This window comes from Agrobacterium fabrum str. C58 (assembly GCF_000092025.1).
In the GTDB taxonomy this organism is placed as follows: domain Bacteria; phylum Pseudomonadota; class Alphaproteobacteria; order Rhizobiales; family Rhizobiaceae; genus Agrobacterium; species Agrobacterium fabrum.
Genome location: NC_003064.2, coordinates 443,296 through 463,861 on the forward strand (window position 1 = coordinate 443,296; position 20,566 = coordinate 463,861).

Genomic DNA, 20,566 nt, shown 5'->3' on the forward strand with positions numbered 1-20,566 from the left:
TCAGGTGTCGGCATCGTGGCCCGGTGCAATTTTCGTACCTTTCTATTTTCAGTGGGTGGAGCGCATTTTTGTAGTTGGAAGCGGCGTGACTGCATCGCACGCAGCGGTAATAATGGAGCACAACCGATCTACCCGAACAGAGGCCGAATGCGGATTATCCTATGCAGCGCATCACCGGAACATCCTCGAGAGAGATTGATTGAAACCTGCAGACACATCCGATCGTATAAGATGAATTAGAGCGACGCCCCATGATCCTGGCAATCTGCGACATCAGAAAGACCTACGAGACCGCTGAGGGCGCAATACCCGTGCTCAATGGAGTCGGCCTTTCACTCGATGCGGGCGAAAGCCTCGCCCTGACGGGAGAGTCCGGCAGTGGAAAGAGCACGCTCCTTCACCTCGTCGGGGGCCTTGAACTCCCCGACAGTGGCACCATCATGGTGAGGGATCGCAATATCGTCGATTTGGACGATAGAGGTCGTGCACTGTTTCGCCGTCGTGATGTCGGCTTGATCTTCCAGCAGTTCAATCTCATCCCAAGCCTAGATGTCGGATCCAATATTTCTTTCCACGCAAAGCTCGCTGGCCGGTGTGACCCAACCTGGGAAAAGACACTGGTCGAAGCGCTCGGAATTGCAGCGCTTCTCGGTCGCTATCCCGAGCAACTCTCCGGCGGGCAACAGCAGCGGGTTGCGATCGCGCGGACACTTGCAGCAAGGCCGCCACTGATCCTTGCCGACGAGCCGACCGGCAATCTCGATGAAGCGACCGCGGACATCGTCATCGACATTATGCTGCAACTGGCGAAATCAGCCAAGATCGCACTTCTGCTTGTCACCCATTCAAGCCGGCTGGCGGCGAAACTCGATCGGCGTATTACGCTCACCGGCGGGAAAGTTTCGCAATGAACCGTACCGCGTTTCAGGCATTGCTTTCGCATTGGCGCCATAGACCCCTGCAACTCTTCACGCTTTTTGTGGGAGTGGCTCTCGCGACCGCCCTTTGGTCTGCCGTGCAGGCCATCAATGCCGAAGCCCGCGCCAGTTATGACCGCGCTGCGTCAGTGTTGGCGCAAAATCAGCTCGATCAACTGGTAGCTAAGGACGGCAGCACGATTTCCTCCAACACTTATGCACGCCTCCGCCGGGCTGGCCTTGATGTGTCGCCAATCATCGAGGGTGAACACAGGTTTGGTACAACGCGCATCAGGCTTATCGGGATCGACCCGTTGACGATGCCATCGGAAGGAAGGGTTCTACCCGTTGGGGAGCCATCCGGACTAATAGACTTCATGACGGCACCCGGCGTGATGATCGTATCGCCTGCTACGGCCGGCACGTTGAAAGACACTTCAGGACTTCCCATCAAAATGGCTGCGAACATTCCCGACGGAGCAGGTTTTGTCGACATTTCCACAGCCGACCGCGTTCTCCACCGCAATGGAAACCTCAGCCGCATCGTCGTTTCTCCAACGCAAAAATTGGACATTCAGGCGGTTGCGACCGTCGCACCCGAACTGTCCCTGAAAGAGGCCGGCGGGAGGTCGGATGTCGCTCGGCTCACCGACAGTTTTCACCTCAATCTCACCGCCTTCGGCTTTCTGGCTTTCGTGGTGGGACTTTTTATCGCTTATTCCGCAACGGGACTGTCATTCGAGCAGAGGCGCGGTACGTTCAGGACCTTGCGGTCGCTCGGTATCCCGCTCAGTTCGCTGACGACGATGCTCGTTATCGAAATAACGCTTTTCGCCCTCGTGGCGGGCGCTCTCGGCGTGGTCCTGGGCTACGTTGTGGCCTCCACGCTTCTGCCCGGCGTGGCGGCAACGTTGAGCGGCCTGTATGGCGCGCGTGTTGCAGGCTCACTTTCCATTCGCCCCGAGTGGTGGCTGACTGGTCTTGGTATGGCATTGGTCGGGACGTGGCTTTCTTCGCTGCAACATCTTTATCGCGTCTGGAGAATGCCGATATTGTCGACAGCACATAGCCGGGGGTGGACCATGGCATCCGTCAAAAGTCTGGTGCTTCAGGCGATCGCAGGGATATTTCTAATCGCGTTGTCCAGCCTGCTCATCTGGATCGGCAGTGGGCTTCTGGCGGGATTTGCGATACTTGCGGCCTTTCTGCTTGGCGCGGCATTTATTCTTCCCCCACTGCTGGCCCTGGCTCTGAGGGCAGGTGAACGGTCGTCTCGGCATGTGCTTGCACGATGGTTTTTTGCCGACACAAGGCAGCAGTTGCCGGGGCTTTCTCTCGCGCTGATGGCACTGTTACTTGCCCTATCGGCCAACATCGGCGTCGGCACGATGGTTTCCAGTTTTCGGCAGACGTTTCTGAGGTGGCTCGATCAGCGGCTTGCGGCGGAGGTTTACGTAACGGCACGCGATGAGGCCGAAGCTGCCCGCCTGCGCAAATGGTTTCCAGATCACGCAAGGGCAGTCCTCCCGATCTGGAGCACCCGTGGCGAAGTCTCCGGGGCACAGGTTCAGATTTTCGGTGTCGCCGATGATCCTACGTACAGAGATCACTGGCCATTGATTCTTGGCTCTGCCACAACGTGGGATGAAATTGCGAGCGGGCGCGGAGCGCTCGTCAACGAGCAGTTCTGGAGAAGCGGAAATGCTTCGCTTGGTCAGAAAATCATCTTGCCAGGCGGCTGGAGCGCCACGGTCGTCGGTATTTTTTCGGATTACGGCAATCCGATGGGGCAGGTGATTATCGGTATCAATGCTCTTAATCAACACTATCCAGATGTTGAAAAGCTGCGCTATGGTCTTCGCGTGGCACCTGATGATACGGCTGATTTTCGCCGACGTCTGATAGACGACTTTGGCCTGCCACAAGACAATATCGTGGATCAGGCCTCACTCAAACGGCAGTCCGCCGCCATTTTTGAACAGACTTTCGCGGTGACCGGCGCACTGAACATACTGACGCTTGCCGTTGCCGGCTTTGCCATGTTTTCCAGTCTTTTGACGCTTGCCTCGCTGCGGCTGCCGCAACTCGCTCCTGTCTGGGCGCTAGGGCTTCGCCGCCGCGATCTGGCGTGGCTGGAATTTATTCGCGCGCTGACATTATGGTTCGTTACCTTCGTTGCCGCCATTCCCGTCGGCCTCGCTCTGGCCTGGGTTCTGCTGACGATCATCAATGTGGAGGCATTCGGATGGCGCCTGCCGATGATCCTGTTTCCCTGGGAATGGGTGAAACTCGGCCTCGTCGCGCTCTTCGCTGCTGTGATTTCCGTTTTGATTCCGGTGCGTCAATTGGCAAAAACAGCGCCGGCCGATCTGTTGAGGGTATTTGCCAATGAACGTTAAACGCATCCTTCTTCTTTGCGCCTTGTCCTTGCCCGCACCTGCCGTGGCCGTTGGACAGGGTTTTGCCGGCCTCGGTTCAAGCGCCGAGGGCTTTAGCATTCCCCAAAGAGGGGTCGCTCCGACTTTTCCACGAGACCACGGCCCGCATCCAGATTTCAGGGTTGAGTGGTGGTATGTTACCGCAAACCTGCAGACAGCGGGTGGCGAACAACTGGGCGTCCAATGGACGCTCTTTCGCTCGGCGCTTCAACCGGGTCGGCGCGCCGGATGGGCAGATCCGCAGATATGGCTGGGGCATGCCGCCGTCACGACCGCGAGCCGCCATTATGTTGCGGAAAGACTGGCGCGGGGCGGCGTTGGGCAGGCGGCTGTCGAAGCCGAACCGTTCGAAGCCTGGATCGACAACTGGCAGATGAAGGCGGCAACGACCGGCCTCGCCGATCAGCTGGATCAAATTGATCTGAACGCTGGCGGCGAGGACTTCAATTATCAACTGAAACTTCAGGCCCGCGGGCCCTTGATTCTTCAGGGGGAGAGAGGTTTTTCGGTGAAATCGGCGGCCGGACAGGCAAGCTATTATTATTCCCAGCCATTTTACGACGTCAGCGGCACTATCGGTCTCGACGGTAAGAACCAGGAGGTAACTGGCAAAGCCTGGCTCGATCGGGAATGGTCTTCGCAGCCGCTGGCGTCAAACCAGAAGGGATGGGATTGGTTTTCCCTCCATCTGGCATCCGGCGAAAAGCTCATGGCGTTCCGGTTGCGGGAAGAGCAAGGAGAATATATCTCCGCCAACTGGATTTCGGCCGATGGCAAAACATCACCCATAAATCCGACAGATGTGCAGCTATCTCCATTGCGGACCGCGACTGTGAACGGCAGGGTTATGCCGGTGGAATGGAACGTGAAGATTCCGAGCCGTGGTCTTGATATCAAAACAGTGGCTCTCAATGAGCAGGCATGGATGGCAACCTCGATGCCTTATTGGGAGGGGCCGATAGAGTTTAGCGGAACCACCAGCGGGCGGGGTTATCTGGAAATGACGGGGTACTGAAAACCCGACTTCCGGTTGGCTCTTTAACGTTCAGGCCTGTCAACCGATGGCCTCATGCCGAGAGCAGCCTTGAGAGACTGTGCCCAGACCGCATAGCCGGCCGCATTGAGGTGAACGAGGTCGGGCTGATAATAGCGAAACATCGGCAAGCCGTTCTCACCGAGCAGGTCGCCACTCAGGTCGAGCCAAGTCACCTTATATCGGTTTTCACACCAAGCCTGCGTCAATCGATTGAAACGGTCGAATTCGTCGCGATAAATCCAGCGCGCTGGACTGGGTTTGATCGCAAGAATGTATAAGCGCGTTTGGGGCAGCCCTTCAGAAATGCGATTCATCAGTGTCTGGAAATGGCGAAACGCCGTCTCAGCCGTTTGTCCGTCGCTCGCAATGTCGTTCTCACCGAAATAGAGGAGCGTTTGTCTTGGTTTCAGGGGCACAAGAAGCTGGCCCATGTAGTGGATGGCGGACAGAAATGTTCCCCCGCCAAACCCCAGATTGACAACGTTGAGCGAGTTCAGGTCCTCGGCCAGCGAGTTCCACAGTCGGAACGACGAGGAGCCGTAGAATGCGATCGGATCGTCCGGCAGCCCGAGGCGCTGGAGTCGCGTCAGGACGGCAACAACATCACTATCATAGCGGTTGGTGCCGATGCTGGCTGGAAAGTCGTACATCATCACTCCTTTTATTCTGGAACGTGTTGGGTCCGGCCCTCAAATTCTCAGGAAAGTGCCTGATGCAGGACCGTCAGAGCGCCTTTGGTCAAATCGTCGTCAGCACCCAACGATATTTTCAAAGCAAAGATTTCCGCTGCCTGCACATAAAGGTCATTCAGGCCATCATTGCCCACGATCGTCGCCTGACCATTCTCCCCAAACCAGTTCGCATCCCTTGCCTGCCGGAACTCTTGCCCGATGACCAGCCCCCTGACGAACGACCTCAATTGATCCGCCGACAGCTTGCCCGCAAGAGTGCCTGTGCGGGCTGAAAACAGAAGGGACGACATGGCGGTGGACTGCTTGGCCTCGTGAAGTCCCCAAAGATAGGCGTCAGCGTCGTCAACGGCGGGTTGGGTAGAGCCGCGGGCGATAAAGGAGTGATTGATGAGCAGATTGAAGATTTCACCCGTGACGAAGGTCTGGAAACAGTCGATTTTCCCGGCTTTCACACGCGCCCATTTGCTGTGCGTGCCAGGAATGATGATCGTAATATCCTTGTCGAGACCATGGCCGATGACCTGCGTTTCTTCCCCTCGCATAACGTCTGGGAAAGGTCTTCTGAGAGGATCCTGAAGACCGGGTAAAAACACGAGCTCTGACCCATTCGGCAGTGACCTTCGCACTGTACCGGCGGCAAGTTCCGCCGGGCCTGCCGGGCATTGCACATACGGAACTTCCACCCAGCCGTTGCGACTGGTGATCATACCCAACGCGGCGACGGGCAGGGCGCCCAGGCTTGAGAACCAAGGGGCTAGTGCAGTCATCAGTGCAGGCTCGTGTTGATCTTTGCCAAGGCTCGAAATGCCGTCGGTAGTTTCAAGATAATCGAGTTCTTCGCCGCTTTCACCAACGAGCGTTGCCCGTAGTGATGTCGTTCCCCAATCGACGATGATCGATGTCGCCGGTGATGCCATTTCGTGAACCTCCTCGTTCATTTCATCTGGGGGGTTGTCATACGGCGCAAGTCTATGTAGTGTCAATTAGTGAATTCAAGGTATCAATATATGATACTTAAATGGGAGGAGAAAGATGGTGGCTGGCCTCAAGGGGATCTTGCCTGTTCTGCCCACGCCGTTTCTGGCTGATGGCGGCATTGACGAAGCGGGTATGAAGCGGCTGGTGGTCTTTGCGCTCGACAAGGGCGTGGATGGTGTCGTGTTTCCCGGTTTCGCCAGCGAGGTGGAGACTTTGAATGCCGCCGAGCGCGCGGCGCTGCTGAAGATCGTCGTAGATGCAGTAGCGGGCCGCGTGCCGGTCGTGGCGGGTGCGAGCGCGGCCGACTGGCGTGAGGTGGTCGAGCATGGGCGGGCGGCATCGGCGCTTGGCATTCGCCACCTGATGGTGCAGCCGCCCAAATCGGTCGGCACGGATGCGTCAGCGCTGATCGAATTCCTCGGCAGGATCGTCGAGGCGCTGCCCGAGGTTGAAATCATTCTGCAGAACGCGCCTGCACCGCGCGGCTCCGATCTGTCGCCACAGGCGATCGTGGAGATCGTGCGCGCCTTGCCGCAGGTAACCTACGTCAAGGAAGAAACGCTTCCCGCCGGCCCGGCCATCAGCCACATTATCGCCCATGCGCCTTCGACGCTGAAGGGCGTCATCGGTGGCGGCGGGGCGCGTTATATTCTCGACGAATATGCCCGAGGTGCTACGGCCGCGATGCCGGCGCTGGAGATCGCCGAGGAACATGTGGCCATCGACCGGGCGCTTGTTGCCGGGCGGCAGGAAGAGGCTCGCCGGATCTATGTCCGTACCCTGCCGCTTCTGGTTCTGCAGGCGGTCTATCGCATGCGGCTGACCAAATATGTGCTCGCCCGTCGCGGCGTGATCGACGGCGTCGGCGTGCGTGCGCCGACACCCGAGCTTGATACGGCGGCGCTTGCCGATATCGACGCCAATCTGGTCGAGCTCGGCCTTGTTGCCGCGGAGGCCGCATGAACAGCCCCATCGCAACCGTCGAAGTCTTCACGCTGACCCAGCCGCGCAAGGTTCCCTATCTTGGCGCGCTCAGGGAAGGCGAGGTGGTCAATCCCAACGGCTATATCGTGCGCAAGGGCAATCGCACGGTCTACCCCACCTTCGACCGCAGCGTGCTGGTGCGCATGACGACGGAGGCCGGCACTGTCGGCTGGGGCGAGACCTATGGTATCGTCGCCCCCGGCGCGGTTGCCGCCCTCATCAATGATCTTCTCGCCGGTTTTGTGATCGGTCGCGATGCGTCCGATCCTTCGGCTGTTTATGACGACCTTTATGACATGATGCGGGTGCGCGGTTATACTGGCGGCTTTTACGTCGATGCACTTGCCGCGCTCGATATTGCGCTCTGGGATATTGCCGGGCAGGAAGCCGGAAAATCCATCCGCGACCTTCTCGGCGGCGGCGTGGACAGTTTTCCGGCCTATGTTTCCGGCCTGCCTGAAAGAACGTTGAAGGCGCGCGGGGAGCTGGCGAAATACTGGCAGGATCGCGGTTTCAACGCTTTCAAATTCGCAACACCGGTAGCTGATGACGGCCCGGCGGCGGAAATTGCCAATCTCCGGCAGGTGCTTGGCCCACAGGCGAAGATCGCCGCCGACATGCACTGGAACCAGACGCCGGAACGGGCGCTGGAACTGATTGCCGAAATGCAGCCCTTTGACCCGTGGTTCGCCGAGGCTCCCGTCTGGACGGAGGACATTGCCGGCCTGGAGAAGGTTTCCAAGAATACCGACGTGCCGATTGCCGTCGGCGAGGAATGGCGCACCCATTGGGATATGCGCGCCCGCATCGAACGCTGCCGCATCGCGATCGTGCAGCCGGAAATGGGCCATAAGGGCATCACCAATTTCATCCGCATCGGTGCACTTGCCGCCGAACACGGCATTGACGTGATCCCGCACGCCACCGTCGGCGCCGGCATTTTCCTTGCCGCCAGTCTGCAGGCGTCATCGACGTTGTCGATGCTGAAGGGACACGAATTCCAGCACTCGATCTTCGAGCCGAACCGCCGCCTGCTCGACGGTGACATGGATTGCCGCGAGGGCAGATATCACCTGCCGTCCGGACCGGGACTTGGGGTAAGACCGTCGGAGGCGGCACTCGGTCTGATTGAACGTATCTGATTTGGTTTTTTGGAGGAGGAAACCATGACCAAAAGAATGAAAAAGCTGGCGCTGGGCACCGCGACCGCCGTTTTGATGACGATGGGCGCTGTCGCGCCTGCGATGGCCGATACCGTGCTGAAATTCATTTCCTGGCAGACTGATGATGCCGGAACGGGGGAATGGTGGCGCTCCGCCATCGCCGCCTTCGAGAAACAGCATCCGGGTGTGAAAATCGAGTTCACCAAGGCGGAGCGCAGTTCCTACGCCGATACGATGACCACGCTTTTTGCCGCCAACCAGCCGCCGCAGATCGTGCATCTGGCGTCGTTCGAATTCCAGATGTTTGCCGATAGCGGCTGGCTGGAACCGCTCGATCCGTGGCTTAAGAAAGACGGCATCGACATGACGGGCTGGGCCGGCCAGCAAAAATGCGAATGGAACGGCGAGACCGTCTGCATCATGACCAACTATTTTGGTTTCGTCATGGCTTATAACAAAAAGCTTCTGGAAGACGCGGGCGTTGCGGTTCCGAAGACCTATGACGAGTTTCTGGCTGCGGCTAAAGCCACGACGAAGGATCTCAACGGCGACGGCATCATCGACCAGTTCGGAACCGGCCACGAAACCAAGGGCGGTCCAGGGCAATATCTGACGGAAATGCTGAACTATATCCTCGATGCCGGCGCCTACTGGACCGACAAGGACGGCAATATCACCATCGATACGCCGCAGATGGTCGAAGGCCTTTCACGCTGGAAAACCGTGATGAAGAGCGGCATCAGCCCGGTGGACATGAGCGCCAGCGACGTGCGCAAGCTGTTTGCCGATGGCAAGATGGCCATGCGGCTCGATGGGCCCTGGCTTTACGGCACCACCGAGAAGGGGTCGGCCAAAAGCGACATCGTTTATGTCGCGCCGCCGCTTCATCCGCCGCTTGGCGGATCGTCCAACGTGCTGGCCATGCCGGCCGATATCCCCGATGACCAGAAGGCACTGGTCTGGGATTTTATCAAGCTGACGATGACGCCGGAATTCCAGCGCAGTTACGCAACCCTTGGCGGCAACACCCCGCCAAGTCCGAAGGCCGACGTCTCGGGCGTCGAAAAGACCATCCCGCATTTTCCGGTGCTGATCGAGACGATGAAGGCCGCGTCCGAGGCGGGTATCGACCGCATTCCGACCGGGCTTGAACTTTTCTACAACGAGTTCAGCAAGATGGTGATGGAAGAAAGCCAGCGGATGATCATTCAGGATCTTGATCCCGCAGAGGTGGCGAAAACCATGCAGGCAAAGGCCGAAGCCATCAAGGGTTGATCCCCCATTGTCCTGATCTTGTTGTCCTGCCATGGCCCGCAAAGGGCCATGGCCATCATCCGCATCTGGCAGGAGGACCATCCATGACCGAACCCGTTCGGGCTGGGCGTCGCAAGTTCTTCGATCTTGCGCGTCCCAGCCGACAACATCTCCTCGGCTATATTCTGATCGCGCCCGCGGTCCTGATGGTTGCCGCCATCATCGTCTGGCCGCTCGTTCTGGCCATCGACCTGTCGTTCCAGCAGGTGAAGATACCAAGGCTCGGCGGCGCCAGTCGGCCGTTTTCGCTGAGCAACTATACATGGCTGTTCTCGTCGCCGGAATTCTGGCTCTCCTGCTGGGTAACGCTGAAGCTGGTCGTGGTCGTTACCGCCGGCAGCGTCGCCGTTGGGCTCAGCACGGCGCTTCTCGCCAACAACCGGTTCAAAGGCCGGTCCGTCGCGCGCCTGGGAATGGCGCTGCCCTGGGCAGTGCCGGAAATCATCGCGGTCGTCATCTTTGCGTGGATGTTCGACACGTCCTTCGGTCTGTTCGGTTGGCTGGCGATCAAACTTGGTTTTACCGACCAGATGATCCCGTGGGTCAGTAGTTCCACGGCCGCTTTCTGGGCGGTGGCAATCACAATGGTTTGGAAGGGTTTTCCTTTCGTCTCGATCATGTGTCTCGCTGGCCTGCAGTCCATCCCGGCCGATTATTATGCGGCGGCGAAGGTCGATGGCGCGAGTGTGTGGCAGCGTTTCCGCTGGATCACCATGCCGCTTTTGATGCCGGTGCTGGGCGTGACGCTGGTGCTGACGCTGCTGTGGGTATTCCGCGACTTCTCCATCATCAAGGTTCTGACCGGTGGCGGGCCGCTGCGTTCGACCCAGACGCTGTCGATCATGACCTATGACCAGGCTTTCCAATATCACAATTTCGGCCGCGCCGCCGCCGTCGGCGTGCTGACGCTGGTGATCTGCATCGTCGCGAGCCTTTTGATGCTCGGCCGGCGTTCGAAATCCATCTATTGAGGAGGCTTTGATGAAACGGACATTTTTACAGAGCCTTGCCCTTTACGCGACTGTGATCTTCACGCTGGTGATGGTCCTGTTCCCGGTCTACTGGCTGTTGGTTACCGCACTTTCCACCACCGATGAGCTCTATCGCCTGCCGCCGACCTTCTGGCCGGACGATCCGCAATGGGACATTTTCGCCCGGGTCTGGGCGGCAAAACCGATCCTGCTATGGCTGTGGAATTCGATGCTGGCGGCCATCGGCTCGGTGGCGCTGTCGATGCTGGTCTCGGTCAGCGCCGGTTATGCGCTGTCGCGATATTCCATGAGGGGTGGTGCGACCATGGGTCTCTTCGTGCTGACGGCGAAGATGCTGCCCGCGACGCTTTTGGTCATTCCGCTGTTTTCGATCTTTTCGAGCTTCGGCCTGATCGGCAGCCTGTGGACACTGGTTCTGGCGCATTCGACGATGATCATTCCTTTCGCCACATGGATGCTGAAAGGCTATTTCGACACCATTCCGAAGGAGCTGGAGCAGGCCGCCATGGTGGACGGGTGCTCGCCGATCGGCGCAATGGTGCGCGTCGTGCTTCCCATCGCCACGCCGGGGCTTGCCGCCACCGCACTTTATGCCTTCGTGCTCAGCTGGGCAGACTATGCCTATGCGCGCACCTTCCTCGTCAACTCGCCGGACAACTGGACGGCCAATCTCGGCATCACCACGATGCAGGGCGAATATGTCACCTACTGGAACGACATTTCCGCCGCATCCGTGTTCATCGCGCTGCCGATCATCGCAATCTACCTGTTCCTGGAACGTTATTTGGTCGGCGGTCTCACCGCTGGCGCGGAGAAATAAGCATGGCCAATATTTCCATTCGCAACGTCAGCAAGTCCTATGGCGCGCTGAACGTGCTCAGGCCCTTTTCGCTTGAGATCGAGAACGGCGAGTTCGTTGTGCTGGTCGGGCCGTCCGGCTGCGGCAAGTCGACGATGTTGAAAATCCTTGCCGGTCTCGAACCGGCAAGCGAAGGGCAGATTTTCATCGGCGACAACGAGGTGACGGATCTGGCGCCGGGTGACCGCGACATCGCCATGGTGTTTCAGAATTATGCGCTTTATCCGCACCTCACCGTTCGCCAGAATATCGGCTTCGGCCTGAAGATGCGCGGCACGGACAAGGCCGAGATCGACCGGCGGGTCGATGATGCGGCGCGCATTCTGGAAGTCACACCCTATCTCGATCGCAAGCCCAAGGATCTGTCGGGCGGTCAGCGCCAGCGCGTCGCGCTCGGCCGTGCGATCGTGCGCCAGCCGCAGGCCTTCCTGATGGATGAGCCGCTGTCCAACCTCGATGCCAAGCTGCGCGTTCACATGCGTGCGGAAATCGGCGCATTGCACAAGCGCATCGGTGTCACAACCGTTTATGTGACGCATGATCAGGTTGAGGCGATGACGATGGCGGACCGTGTCGTCATCATGCAGGGCGGCATCATCCAGCAGATCGCCGCACCGGACGAGCTTTTCAACAATCCGGCCAATCTTTTCGTTGCCGGTTTCATCGGCTCGCCCGGCATGAATTTCCTCAACGCGGAACTGCGCGGCGGCGCGGTGACCCTGTTTGGGCAACCGGTTTCCCTGCCGGGCGCTGTCGGCCGGGAGGGCAGCGTGATCGTCGGCCTGCGGCCGGAACATCTCGTTCTGGGCGACGCGCCGGTCACCTTCGATGTTCGGCCGACGCTGGTAGAAAGCCTGGGATCTGAAAAATACGTCTATTTCGATGCGGAAGGTGCAAGGGTCGCTGACGGTGAGGAGGGCAAGTCCAAGGGGCTGATCGCACGCGTCTCGCACACCGGTAACCTTCCCGGCAATGAGGCGCTCCGGCTCGGTTTCGATCCGGCCCAGCTTTATCTCTTCGATGCAAAGACCGGAGCACGGCTATGATCCTCGTCACCGGATCGGCAGGCCGTGTCGGCCGTGCCGTTGTTGCCGCCTTGCGCACACAGGGCCGCACCGTTCGCGGTTTTGATCTCAGGCCATCGGGAACCGGCGGCGAGGAGGTCGTCGGGTCGCTGGAGGATGGGCAGGCACTGTCCGATGCCATCATGGGCGTCAGCGCCGTCCTGCATCTTGGCGCCTTTATGTCCTGGGCTCCGGCGGATCGCGACCGCATGTTTGCCGTCAATGTCGAGGGCACGCGCCGGCTTCTGGATGCGGCTTCGGCGGCTGGTGTGCGGCGGTTCGTTTTCGCCTCCTCGGGTGAGGTCTATCCGGAAAACCGGCCGGAGTTCCTGCCGGTCACCGAGGACCATCCGCTTTGCCCCAATTCGCCCTATGGTCTGACCAAGCTTCTGGGCGAAGAGCTGGTGCGATTTCATCAGCGAAGCGGCGCCATGGAAACGGTGATCCTGCGTTTTTCGCATACGCAGGATGCGACAGAGCTGCTGGATGAGGACAGTTTCTTTTCCGGTCCCCGGTTTTTCCTGCGGCCGCGCATTCACCAGCAGCAGAATTTCGGAAACGCTGCCATCGCCGAATTGCTCCAATCCCGCGATATCGGTGAGCCGTCGCACATTCTGGCGCGTAATGAAAACGGCCGACCGTTCCGTATGCATATAACCGATACGCGTGACATGGTGGCGGGGATTCTGCTCGCTCTCGATCACCCCGAAGCGGCGGGCGGCACCTTCAATCTCGGTGCCGATGAACCGGCCGATTTCGCCGCGCTTCTGCCGAAAATTGCGGCGCTGACCGGCCTTCCCATCGTGACAGTCGATTTTCCCGGCGACGGCGTTTATTACCATACGTCCAATGAGCGGATCAGAAACACTTTGGGGTTTGAAGCAGAATGGACGATGGACAGGATGCTGGAAGAAGCGGCCACCGCAAGGCGGCAACGGCTCGCGAAGGAGCAGAGGCGATGAAACCCGAGACGCCGGGCGGCACGGCGGCGCTGGCCAAGGGTCTGACCCTGCTCGACATGGTTGCCGATGCGCCTGAACCGCCGCGTTTTGCCGAGTTGTTGCGCGCCTCCGGCCTGCCGAAGCCGACCTTTGCGCGCATCCTGCGGACCCTCATCGCCTATGGCCTCGTGCGTCAGGATGAGGCCCGTGGCACCTATGTTCTCGGCCAGCGTTTTCTGGAAATGTCCCATAAGGTCTGGGAGAGCTTCGATCTCGTCTCGGCAGCGACGCCGGAACTCGAGCGGCTGGCCGCCGAACTGGGGGAGACGGTTGCGCTGTGCCGGCTTGACGGTACGATGACGCAATATCTCGCCGAGCGCTCGCCGAACGGTCTTTCCGTGCGCGTCGAGGTAGGACGCCGCGTTCCCCTGCATTGCACGGCGCCGGGAAAGGCGCTGCTCGCGTTTCAGGATCCCGCTGTCGGCCGCGCCCTGCTGGATCGCCTGACACTCGATCTGCAGACAGCCAAGACCATCACCACCCTCGATGCGCTGCAGGCCGATCTGACGCTGACGCGGGCGAGGGGTTATTCGATTTCTTATGAAGAACATCTGCCGGGCGTGAATTCGGTTGCTGCGCCTGTCATGGGCCGGGACAATACGCCGATGGGTGTGCTTGTTGCGCTTGGGCCGTCATCGCGGCTCGATTCCTCCAATATTCATCCCGCCGGTCGGGAATTGATTGCCGCCGCCCGCCGGATTACCGGCGCCGCCGGGGCCGTGGCGATCAGCTCGCGACCACGCCCGCGTTCCGCAACGGGCCGCCCCAGCGCCGAACTCAGTTGCATTCTGCCATGGGGTGCGCAGCTGGGGGAAAGTCCGGTCTGGCACGAGGGCGAAGATGCGCTCTATTGGGTGGATATTCTCCATCCTGCCGTACACCGTTTCGATCCCGCCACTGGCCGCAACGAAACCTGCGAGACCGGCAAGCTGGTCAGCGCCGTCATACCGGTCACCGGCGGACGGTTGCTGGTCGCGTCGCAGGATGGCGTTGAATGGCTGGATTTCGCCTCCGGCCGGCTGACCCCGTTCGTCAGCCCGGAGGCCGGCATCGCCGACAACCGCCTGAACGATGCCAAATGCGGGCCGGATGGCGCGATCTGGGTCGGCTCGATGCGCATCGATGCCTCCAAGCCCACGGGTGCGCTTTATCGTATCAACGCCAACGGCGCATCCGAGCGCAAGGAAGGCGGCATCATCGTCTCCAACGGTCTCGGCTGGAGCCCAGATGGCAGGACCTTCTATTTCGTCGATACCGTGCCCGGCCTCATCCATGCCTATGATTGCGATCCGGCGACGGGTGCGCTGTCGCAGCGCCGTGAATTCGCCCGCATTCCGGTGGCCGATGGCCGGCCGGATGGTCTCGCCGTGGATGCGGAAGGCGGTGTCTGGTGCGCGATCTGGGATGGCTGGTGCGTGCGTCGCTATCTTCCTAACGGCAAGCTGGACCAGGTGATCGACATGCCGGTGCCGCGCCCTTCCAGCATTGCCTTTGGCGGGCCGGACCTGTCGACGCTATTCATCACCAGCGCCCGCACACGACTGCCTGCATCCACACTTGCCGACGCGCCGCTGTCTGGCGGCCTGTTTTCATGCCGCCCGGGAATTTCCGGCGCGCGCATTGCCATGTTTGAAGGATAAAGCATGCGTCTCGAAACGATCTTTGGATTGAGAGGCCGTACGGCACTCGTCACCGGTTCAAGCCGCGGGATAGGAGCGGCAATCGCCGAGGGTCTCGCCGGCGCTGGTGCGCATGTCATTCTGCATGGCGTAAAGCCGGGCTCCACGGCGGCCGTACAACAACGGATTATCGCGAGCGGCGGTACAGCGCAGGAACTGGCGGGCGATCTCTCCGAAGCCGGCGCTGGCACCGATCTGATAGAGCGCGCCGAGGCGATTGCACCCGTCGATATTCTCGTCATCAACGCGAGTGCACAGATCAATGCGACGCTTTCTGCGTTGACGCCGAATGATCTGGCGTTTCAGCTGGCTGTCAATCTGGGTTCGACCGTCGATATGCTGCAATCTGCGCTGCCGAAAATGGTGGCGCGCAAGTGGGGCAGGGTAGTTTCTATAGGCTCAATCAATCAGCTGAGGCCCAAAAGCGTTGTCACCGCCTACGCTGCAACAAAGGCTGCGCAGCACAATTTGATCCAAAGCCAGGCGCGAGACTTCGCTGGCGATAACGTGTTGCTCAACACTCTTGCTCCCGGCCTTGTCGATACGGACCGCAACGCCGACCGACGCGCTCAAGATCCGGAGGGCTGGGATGAATATGTGAGGACATTGAACTGGATGGGGCGTGCTGGACGACCAGAGGAGATGGTCGGGGCGGCTCTGTTCCTGGCGTCTGAGGCTTGCAGCTTCATGACGGGAGAGACAATCTTTCTGACGGGTGGCTATTGACCGGGGCACTGACGGACGACATGCGGGTTGGCTCCCACCCTGAAAAGATTTTTTGTTAGATCGCGACCTGCTCACCGATCTCGATCACCCGATTGGGCGGGAGCTTGAAGTACGCTGACGGATCAACCCCAAAATCCGCCAGTGCGATGTACAAATCTTCCTGCCAGCGAGGCAGGCCGGTATTCGGCGTGGCGATAAGGTTGCGGCGGCCAAGATAGAACGAGGTCTGCATGATCTCGAACTTGAAACCTTTCTTTTTGCAGAGAGGCAGCGCCTTTACGACATTCGGATCATCCATAAAACCGAAATTGATATCTAGTCGCATGAAATGCTTGGATATCCGCGTTATCTCCACACGGTCGGTGTCAGCGACATAGGGTTTGTCATGGGTCCAGATCGTCAGGATGACATTTTGCTCATGAAGCACGTGATTGTGCTTGAGATTGTGAAGCAGAACGCTTGGAGCCTTGTCAGGCACACTTGTGAGAAAGACCGCGGTTCCCGACACCAAAACGGGAGCACTGCGGGATTCGCGAGAGATCGATCGTTCCAGTGAGGTTATAAAAGTATCGAGGGAGACATCATTCTTGGATATCTTCTCTCTCAGATAGCGCGATCCCTTTGTCCACGTCCACATCACGAGGATGATTACTCCTGCCAGGGCAAGCGGTACCCAACCGCCGTCATGGACCTTCAGCAAATTGGCGGCCAGAAAAACGGCTTCAATCGAAAACAGCGGTGCCAATAAGATCGCGGCAGTGAATGCTGACTTACCTCTGATCGACCGAAGAAATTGGAAGGCCATCAGCGTCGTGACGACCATCGCACCGGTAACAGAAATGCCATATGCGGTCGCAAGCGATTCCGAATCCCCGAATGAGAAGATCAGCACGAGGACACCAATGAACAGTACCATGTTGACGGCCGGCACGTAAATCTGCCCGGTGTTGGTCTCTGACGTGAAACGGATCATTAGTTTCGGCAGAAATCCGAGGTGCACCGCTTGGCGTGCCAGTGAAAATGCTCCGGTGATGACAGCCTGGCTCGCAATGACAGTCGCCATTGTCGCCAGGATAATCATCGGAAACAGCGCCCATTCCGGGTAGAGCAGATAGAACGGGTTTTCGATCGCTGCGGGATTGCTCAATACGAGAGCCCCCTGGCCGAGATAATTAAGGGCAAGTGCCGGGAAGACGAGAATGAACCAGGCCACGCTGATGGGCTTGCGTCCGAAGTGTCCAAGATCAGCGTAAAGCGCTTCCGCTCCTGTCACGGTAAGGAAGACAGCACCGAGCACGATCAGTCCGGCCCATCCCGCATGGGTTATGAACCACAGAGCATTGATAGGATTGACCGCTTCCAGAATGGTCCAGTCGTCGCCGATGTGGATGAGACCGCCCCAGGCCATTGCGAGGAACCAAACGACCGTAATCGGACCGAAAAAGACGGCGACGGCGCCGGTACCCTTGGACTGGACGGCGAATAATCCTACCATGATTAGCGCGGAGAGCGGCAGGACGTAATCGGAGAAGGCAGGCGTGACAAGTTTCATGCCCTCCAGTGCCGACATGACTGAAAGAGCAGGGGTAATCATCGCATCGCCGATGAAAAGTGCCGAGCCTATCAGGCCTGCAAAAAACAGAACCGGCATATAGCTGCCCGTCTTTTTCATCAAAAGTGCGAGCAGGGAGAGAGTACCACCTTCACCGTCATTGTCGGCGCGAAGGAGAAAAAGCACATATTTGAAAGTCACGATGATGGTCAATGTCCAGATCATCAAAGAGATCAGGCCGACGACGTGCTCGTGCTGCACACCGTTTGCCGTAAACGGGCGCAACGATTCCCTGAACGCGTATAATGGGCTTGTACCGATATCTCCGTAGACAACACCAATCGAACCAAGAAGGAGAACGAGGAACTTCTTCGTCTCAGACCGGCTGTCGGGAACAGTGGAATTCGAGGATGTCATCATGTCTCCGGCCGATTACCCGATGCCATATGTTTATGGTGCGTTGCGGTACGTCAAGAGCATAACTTTGAGATCATCGACACATGCGCGTGGAAATTTCACTTGTCTTATCTGACCTCGTCAGACTTGAACGCGTACCGATCATTTCCCACATGACTAACTACCCGCTGGTCCGGGCCCCTCTGGTGAAAGTTACGGCGCTTTTGCGATGTCGGACCTCTAAAACGACATTTACGCCGCGCCATGAGGAGCATCATGATTGCAGACGTCGCTGCATGGATTTTCACCCTGTTTGTTGTAGATCCCTTTCAGGCCGAGATGAAGAGTGCTCTCGAACGTGCAAATCTCCCTGTCGAAGTTGTGCAACAATCGAGAGAGTGCCTGGCCACACAGGTGCCGCGCCTTGTGGAACGGGCGGACAATGAGCCGGGCTGGGCCGTCGCCACGGCCGTCGGCATATCAATCGGATGGACGCCTCCGGAACGTTTGCTTGATGCAACCGACCCGACATGTGGCACATTACGTGGATTGATGGTGTTCGAAAACTCACCCGAAGCGGAAGGGTGAATTCCGAACTATACCCAGGCCGCATGCGTCAACTACAGATATCAGAAAACAAAGATCGAGGGCGGTCGGCATCATGGTCGTGCTGTCATCAGCATATTCTGCTGTCCTCCCGCTTTGATCGACCCATGTCGCTGTCGTGACTCGATTTCGAGCAAATGCCAAACTGTCTGGAAACACCTTGGATTCGTTTCCACCAGATGATATGTTCTCTCTTTGTTTCCGTCCGCAATTGAACGAAATCCATGACAGGCTCAGCCACAATACCGATGCGCAAAATCATTCATGTCGATATGGATGCCTTTTACGCGTCGGTGGAACAGCGGGACAATCCCGAACTGCGCGGCAGACCGGTTGCGGTTGGCAGTGCGGCTGCACGAGGTGTGGTCGCAGCCGCAAGCTATGAAGCACGCGAATTTGGCGTGCGCTCGGCCATGCCGTCCGTCACCGCTGCCCGAAGGTGTCCCGACCTGATTTTCGTACCGCCGCGATTCGACGTCTACAAGGCTGTATCCCAGCAAATTCGGGCAATATTCGCTGAATACACGCGGCTGATCGAACCGCTTTCGCTCGATGAGGCCTATCTCGACGTCACAGAAAACCTGAAGGGAATGGAGATCGCTACGGAAATTGCGTCGGAAATTCGGGAGAGGATCAAGCAGATTACCGGTCTCAATGCTTCCGCCGGTATCTCATATAACAAATTCTTGGCCAAGATGGCGTCAGACCTCAACAAGCCGAATGGGCAGGCCGTCATAACGCCGAAGAACGGCCCGGCATTTGTGGAACAGCTGGCGGTCAAGAAATTCCATGGTGTCGGTCCAGCCACCGCCGAGAAAATGCATCGGTTTGGTATCGAAACGGGTGCCGACCTGAAGTCCAAATCGCTGCAGTTCCTTGCCGAGCATTTCGGCAAGTCCGGGGCATATTTCTACGGCATTGCTCGCGGCATCGATGAACGGCAGGTCCGGCCTGATCGCATTCGCAAATCGGTGGGCGCCGAGGACACGTTCAGCGTCGATATCAACGACCTCGATCTCGCCACTGCCGAGTTGAGGCCGCTTGCCGAAAAAGTCTGGCACCATTGCGAGGCGCAGCGCGTCAGCGGTAAGACAGTTACAGTGAAGGTCAAATATTCCGACTTCACCCAGGCGACACGCAGTCGGACAAGCGCGTTGCCGGTTAACGGAATTCAAGAGATCCTTGAGGCAGCGTCGGCTCTGCTGGCGACCGTCTACCCCTTCCGTCGATCGGTCAGGCTGCTCGGTGTGACGCTCTCCTCTCTCACCAATGATCAGGAGGCGGAGGATGAGGAACAACCGCAGCTCGATCTCGCTTTATAAGGGGCGACGGACGGAAAATGAGGATCGATACGATCGAGCGGAACGGAAGACATGAGCGTCATATTAAATTCGATTGGAAAGATATTCGAACGGCTCCCTTATGGCGCATCAACGGAACAGGAAGAGGGGATGCGCAGAGCGCTTGGGCGGGAGAAACCTTTTCAATCAGGGTTCCATATCCGGACGATGTTCGCGTGCCGATGCCGGATAGAACAGAGATTTGAGCAGCACTGCCGTTAATTGAACTATTACCGGTAGTGTGGGCACGGTGGCGGGAAACTGCGAGCCCGCCGGCGCATCCCAGATGGGTCTTAACCGCTTGCCAGTCACAAACAGTGAAGGAATCGCAGGCGCAAAAGCCTGACCAGCAAGCCCTTGGGCACAGATGCGAGAAGCCGACTTGGGGATCGGGCTACGTTACAAGATTGGGAACCTGAAACCGCAAATTTCGTTAGCGACTAAGGTTCCCACCTAATCATATCGGGATTTTGCAATGCCAAGGTACTTTTTCCACGTGCGCGATGCGCAGGGACTCTCTGTAGACATGGAAGGAGCAATTCTTTCTACGGATGAGCAAGCAAAGCGTGAGGCAGTTCAGGCTGCAAAGGAAATGCTGGCCGAGAAAATTCTCAGAGACGAGATTCTGGATGGCGCCGCGTTTGAAGTAGTGCGCAGTGACGGAATTCTGATCGCAAAAATTCCACTAAAGTCTGTAATCCGGCTCAAATAGTCCGGACGTGACCGATACTTTCTCATTCATAGCGCGCCCAAAGACGGTCTCCAGCGGTGGTAAGTCGCATGACCAGGCCGCCAGCTCTCCAGTCACGATGAACTTTTCCACAAAACT

The 20,566-nt window shown here is 58.3% G+C and carries 18 protein-coding genes; 15 read left to right on the top strand and 3 right to left on the bottom strand.

Translation table 11 applies throughout. The features are described 5' to 3' along the window. Nucleotides 1-251 precede the first annotated feature (251 nt). The 3 genes from ATU_RS26040 to ATU_RS26050 are packed head-to-tail and all read left to right on the top strand — an operon-like array spanning nt 252 to nt 4,370. Complete coding sequence (locus ATU_RS26040) at nt 252-911, top strand: ABC transporter ATP-binding protein (RefSeq protein ID WP_010974689.1); 660 nt, start codon at nt 252-254, stop codon at nt 909-911. Then, complete coding sequence (locus tag ATU_RS26045; RefSeq protein ID WP_010974690.1) at nt 908-3,316, top strand: ABC transporter permease; 2,409 nt, start codon at nt 908-910, stop codon at nt 3,314-3,316. Before ATU_RS26040 ends, ATU_RS26045 begins: the two co-directional genes overlap by 4 nt. After that, nucleotides 3,306-4,370, top strand: coding sequence for a lipocalin-like domain-containing protein (locus ATU_RS26050; RefSeq protein WP_010974691.1), 1,065 nt, complete (start codon nt 3,306-3,308; stop codon nt 4,368-4,370). The genes ATU_RS26045 and ATU_RS26050 overlap by 11 nt, the downstream gene beginning before the upstream one ends. Nucleotides 4,371-4,393: 23 nt before the next feature. On the opposite strand, the gene ATU_RS26055 is transcribed toward ATU_RS26050, so the two are convergent. Together ATU_RS26055 and ATU_RS26060 are read right to left on the bottom strand one after the other, a co-directional pair. Continuing rightward, nucleotides 4,394-5,041: an SGNH/GDSL hydrolase family protein gene (locus ATU_RS26055; RefSeq protein WP_010974692.1), complete on the bottom strand. Its 648-nt coding sequence runs from the start codon at nt 5,039-5,041 to the stop codon at nt 4,394-4,396. 47 nt (nt 5,042-5,088) lie between these two features. Further along, complete coding sequence (locus ATU_RS26060) at nt 5,089-6,000, bottom strand: 2-dehydro-3-deoxygalactonokinase (protein ID WP_010974693.1); 912 nt, start codon at nt 5,998-6,000, stop codon at nt 5,089-5,091. A 115-nt stretch (nt 6,001-6,115) separates the two neighbouring features. On the opposite strand from ATU_RS26060, the gene ATU_RS26065 reads away from it, so the two are divergent. From ATU_RS26065 to ATU_RS26105, 9 genes are all read left to right on the top strand, one after another. After that, nucleotides 6,116-7,024 carry a dihydrodipicolinate synthase family protein gene (locus ATU_RS26065; protein ID WP_010974694.1) on the top strand — a complete coding sequence of 303 codons (909 nt, stop codon included), beginning with the start codon at nt 6,116-6,118 and terminating at the stop codon, nt 7,022-7,024. Further along, nucleotides 7,021-8,187: a mandelate racemase/muconate lactonizing enzyme family protein gene (locus tag ATU_RS26070; RefSeq protein WP_010974695.1), complete on the top strand. Its 1,167-nt coding sequence runs from the start codon at nt 7,021-7,023 to the stop codon at nt 8,185-8,187. The genes ATU_RS26065 and ATU_RS26070 overlap by 4 nt, the downstream gene beginning before the upstream one ends. A 24-nt stretch (nt 8,188-8,211) precedes the next feature. Then, a complete protein-coding gene (locus tag ATU_RS26075) occupies nt 8,212-9,483 on the top strand; it encodes an ABC transporter substrate-binding protein (protein ID WP_010974696.1) in 1,272 nt (423 codons plus the stop codon). A gap of 83 nt (nt 9,484-9,566) precedes the next feature. Further along, on the top strand, nt 9,567-10,493 hold the full coding sequence (locus tag ATU_RS26080; protein WP_010974697.1) for a carbohydrate ABC transporter permease: 927 nt from the start codon (nt 9,567-9,569) through the stop codon (nt 10,491-10,493). Between the two features lie 10 nt (nt 10,494-10,503). Continuing rightward, nucleotides 10,504-11,334: a carbohydrate ABC transporter permease gene (locus ATU_RS26085; RefSeq protein WP_006315797.1), complete on the top strand. Its 831-nt coding sequence runs from the start codon at nt 10,504-10,506 to the stop codon at nt 11,332-11,334. Between the two features lie 2 nt (nt 11,335-11,336). Continuing rightward, the gene (locus tag ATU_RS26090) at nt 11,337-12,419 is read left to right on the top strand and encodes an ABC transporter ATP-binding protein (protein WP_006315796.1); all 1,083 of its coding nucleotides are present in this window, start codon (nt 11,337-11,339) and stop codon (nt 12,417-12,419) included. After that, complete coding sequence (locus ATU_RS26095) at nt 12,416-13,399, top strand: NAD-dependent epimerase/dehydratase family protein (RefSeq protein ID WP_006315795.1); 984 nt, start codon at nt 12,416-12,418, stop codon at nt 13,397-13,399. The genes ATU_RS26090 and ATU_RS26095 overlap by 4 nt, the downstream gene beginning before the upstream one ends. Beyond that, complete coding sequence (locus ATU_RS26100; protein ID WP_006315794.1) at nt 13,396-15,078, top strand: SMP-30/gluconolactonase/LRE family protein; 1,683 nt, start codon at nt 13,396-13,398, stop codon at nt 15,076-15,078. Before ATU_RS26095 ends, ATU_RS26100 begins: the two co-directional genes overlap by 4 nt. A 3-nt stretch (nt 15,079-15,081) precedes the next feature. Continuing rightward, nucleotides 15,082-15,843 carry an SDR family NAD(P)-dependent oxidoreductase gene (locus ATU_RS26105; protein ID WP_006315793.1) on the top strand — a complete coding sequence of 254 codons (762 nt, stop codon included), beginning with the start codon at nt 15,082-15,084 and terminating at the stop codon, nt 15,841-15,843. A 55-nt stretch (nt 15,844-15,898) separates the two neighbouring features. On the opposite strand, the gene ATU_RS26110 is transcribed toward ATU_RS26105, so the two are convergent. Beyond that, nucleotides 15,899-17,812 carry a potassium transporter Kup gene (locus tag ATU_RS26110; protein WP_010974698.1) on the bottom strand — a complete coding sequence of 638 codons (1,914 nt, stop codon included), beginning with the start codon at nt 17,810-17,812 and terminating at the stop codon, nt 15,899-15,901. A gap of 255 nt (nt 17,813-18,067) precedes the next feature. On the opposite strand from ATU_RS26110, the gene ATU_RS26115 reads away from it, so the two are divergent. The 3 genes from ATU_RS26115 (at nt 18,068) to ATU_RS26125 (ending at nt 20,449) form a co-directional block, all read left to right on the top strand. Next, the gene (locus ATU_RS26115) at nt 18,068-18,379 is read left to right on the top strand and encodes a hypothetical protein (RefSeq protein ID WP_006315786.1); all 312 of its coding nucleotides are present in this window, start codon (nt 18,068-18,070) and stop codon (nt 18,377-18,379) included. A gap of 242 nt (nt 18,380-18,621) precedes the next feature. Further along, nucleotides 18,622-19,719, top strand: coding sequence for a DNA polymerase IV (dinB, locus tag ATU_RS26120; protein ID WP_006315785.1), 1,098 nt, complete (start codon nt 18,622-18,624; stop codon nt 19,717-19,719). A 493-nt stretch (nt 19,720-20,212) separates the two neighbouring features. Continuing rightward, nucleotides 20,213-20,449: a DUF6894 family protein gene (locus ATU_RS26125; RefSeq protein ID WP_006315784.1), complete on the top strand. Its 237-nt coding sequence runs from the start codon at nt 20,213-20,215 to the stop codon at nt 20,447-20,449. Nucleotides 20,450-20,566: the final 117 nt, after the last annotated feature.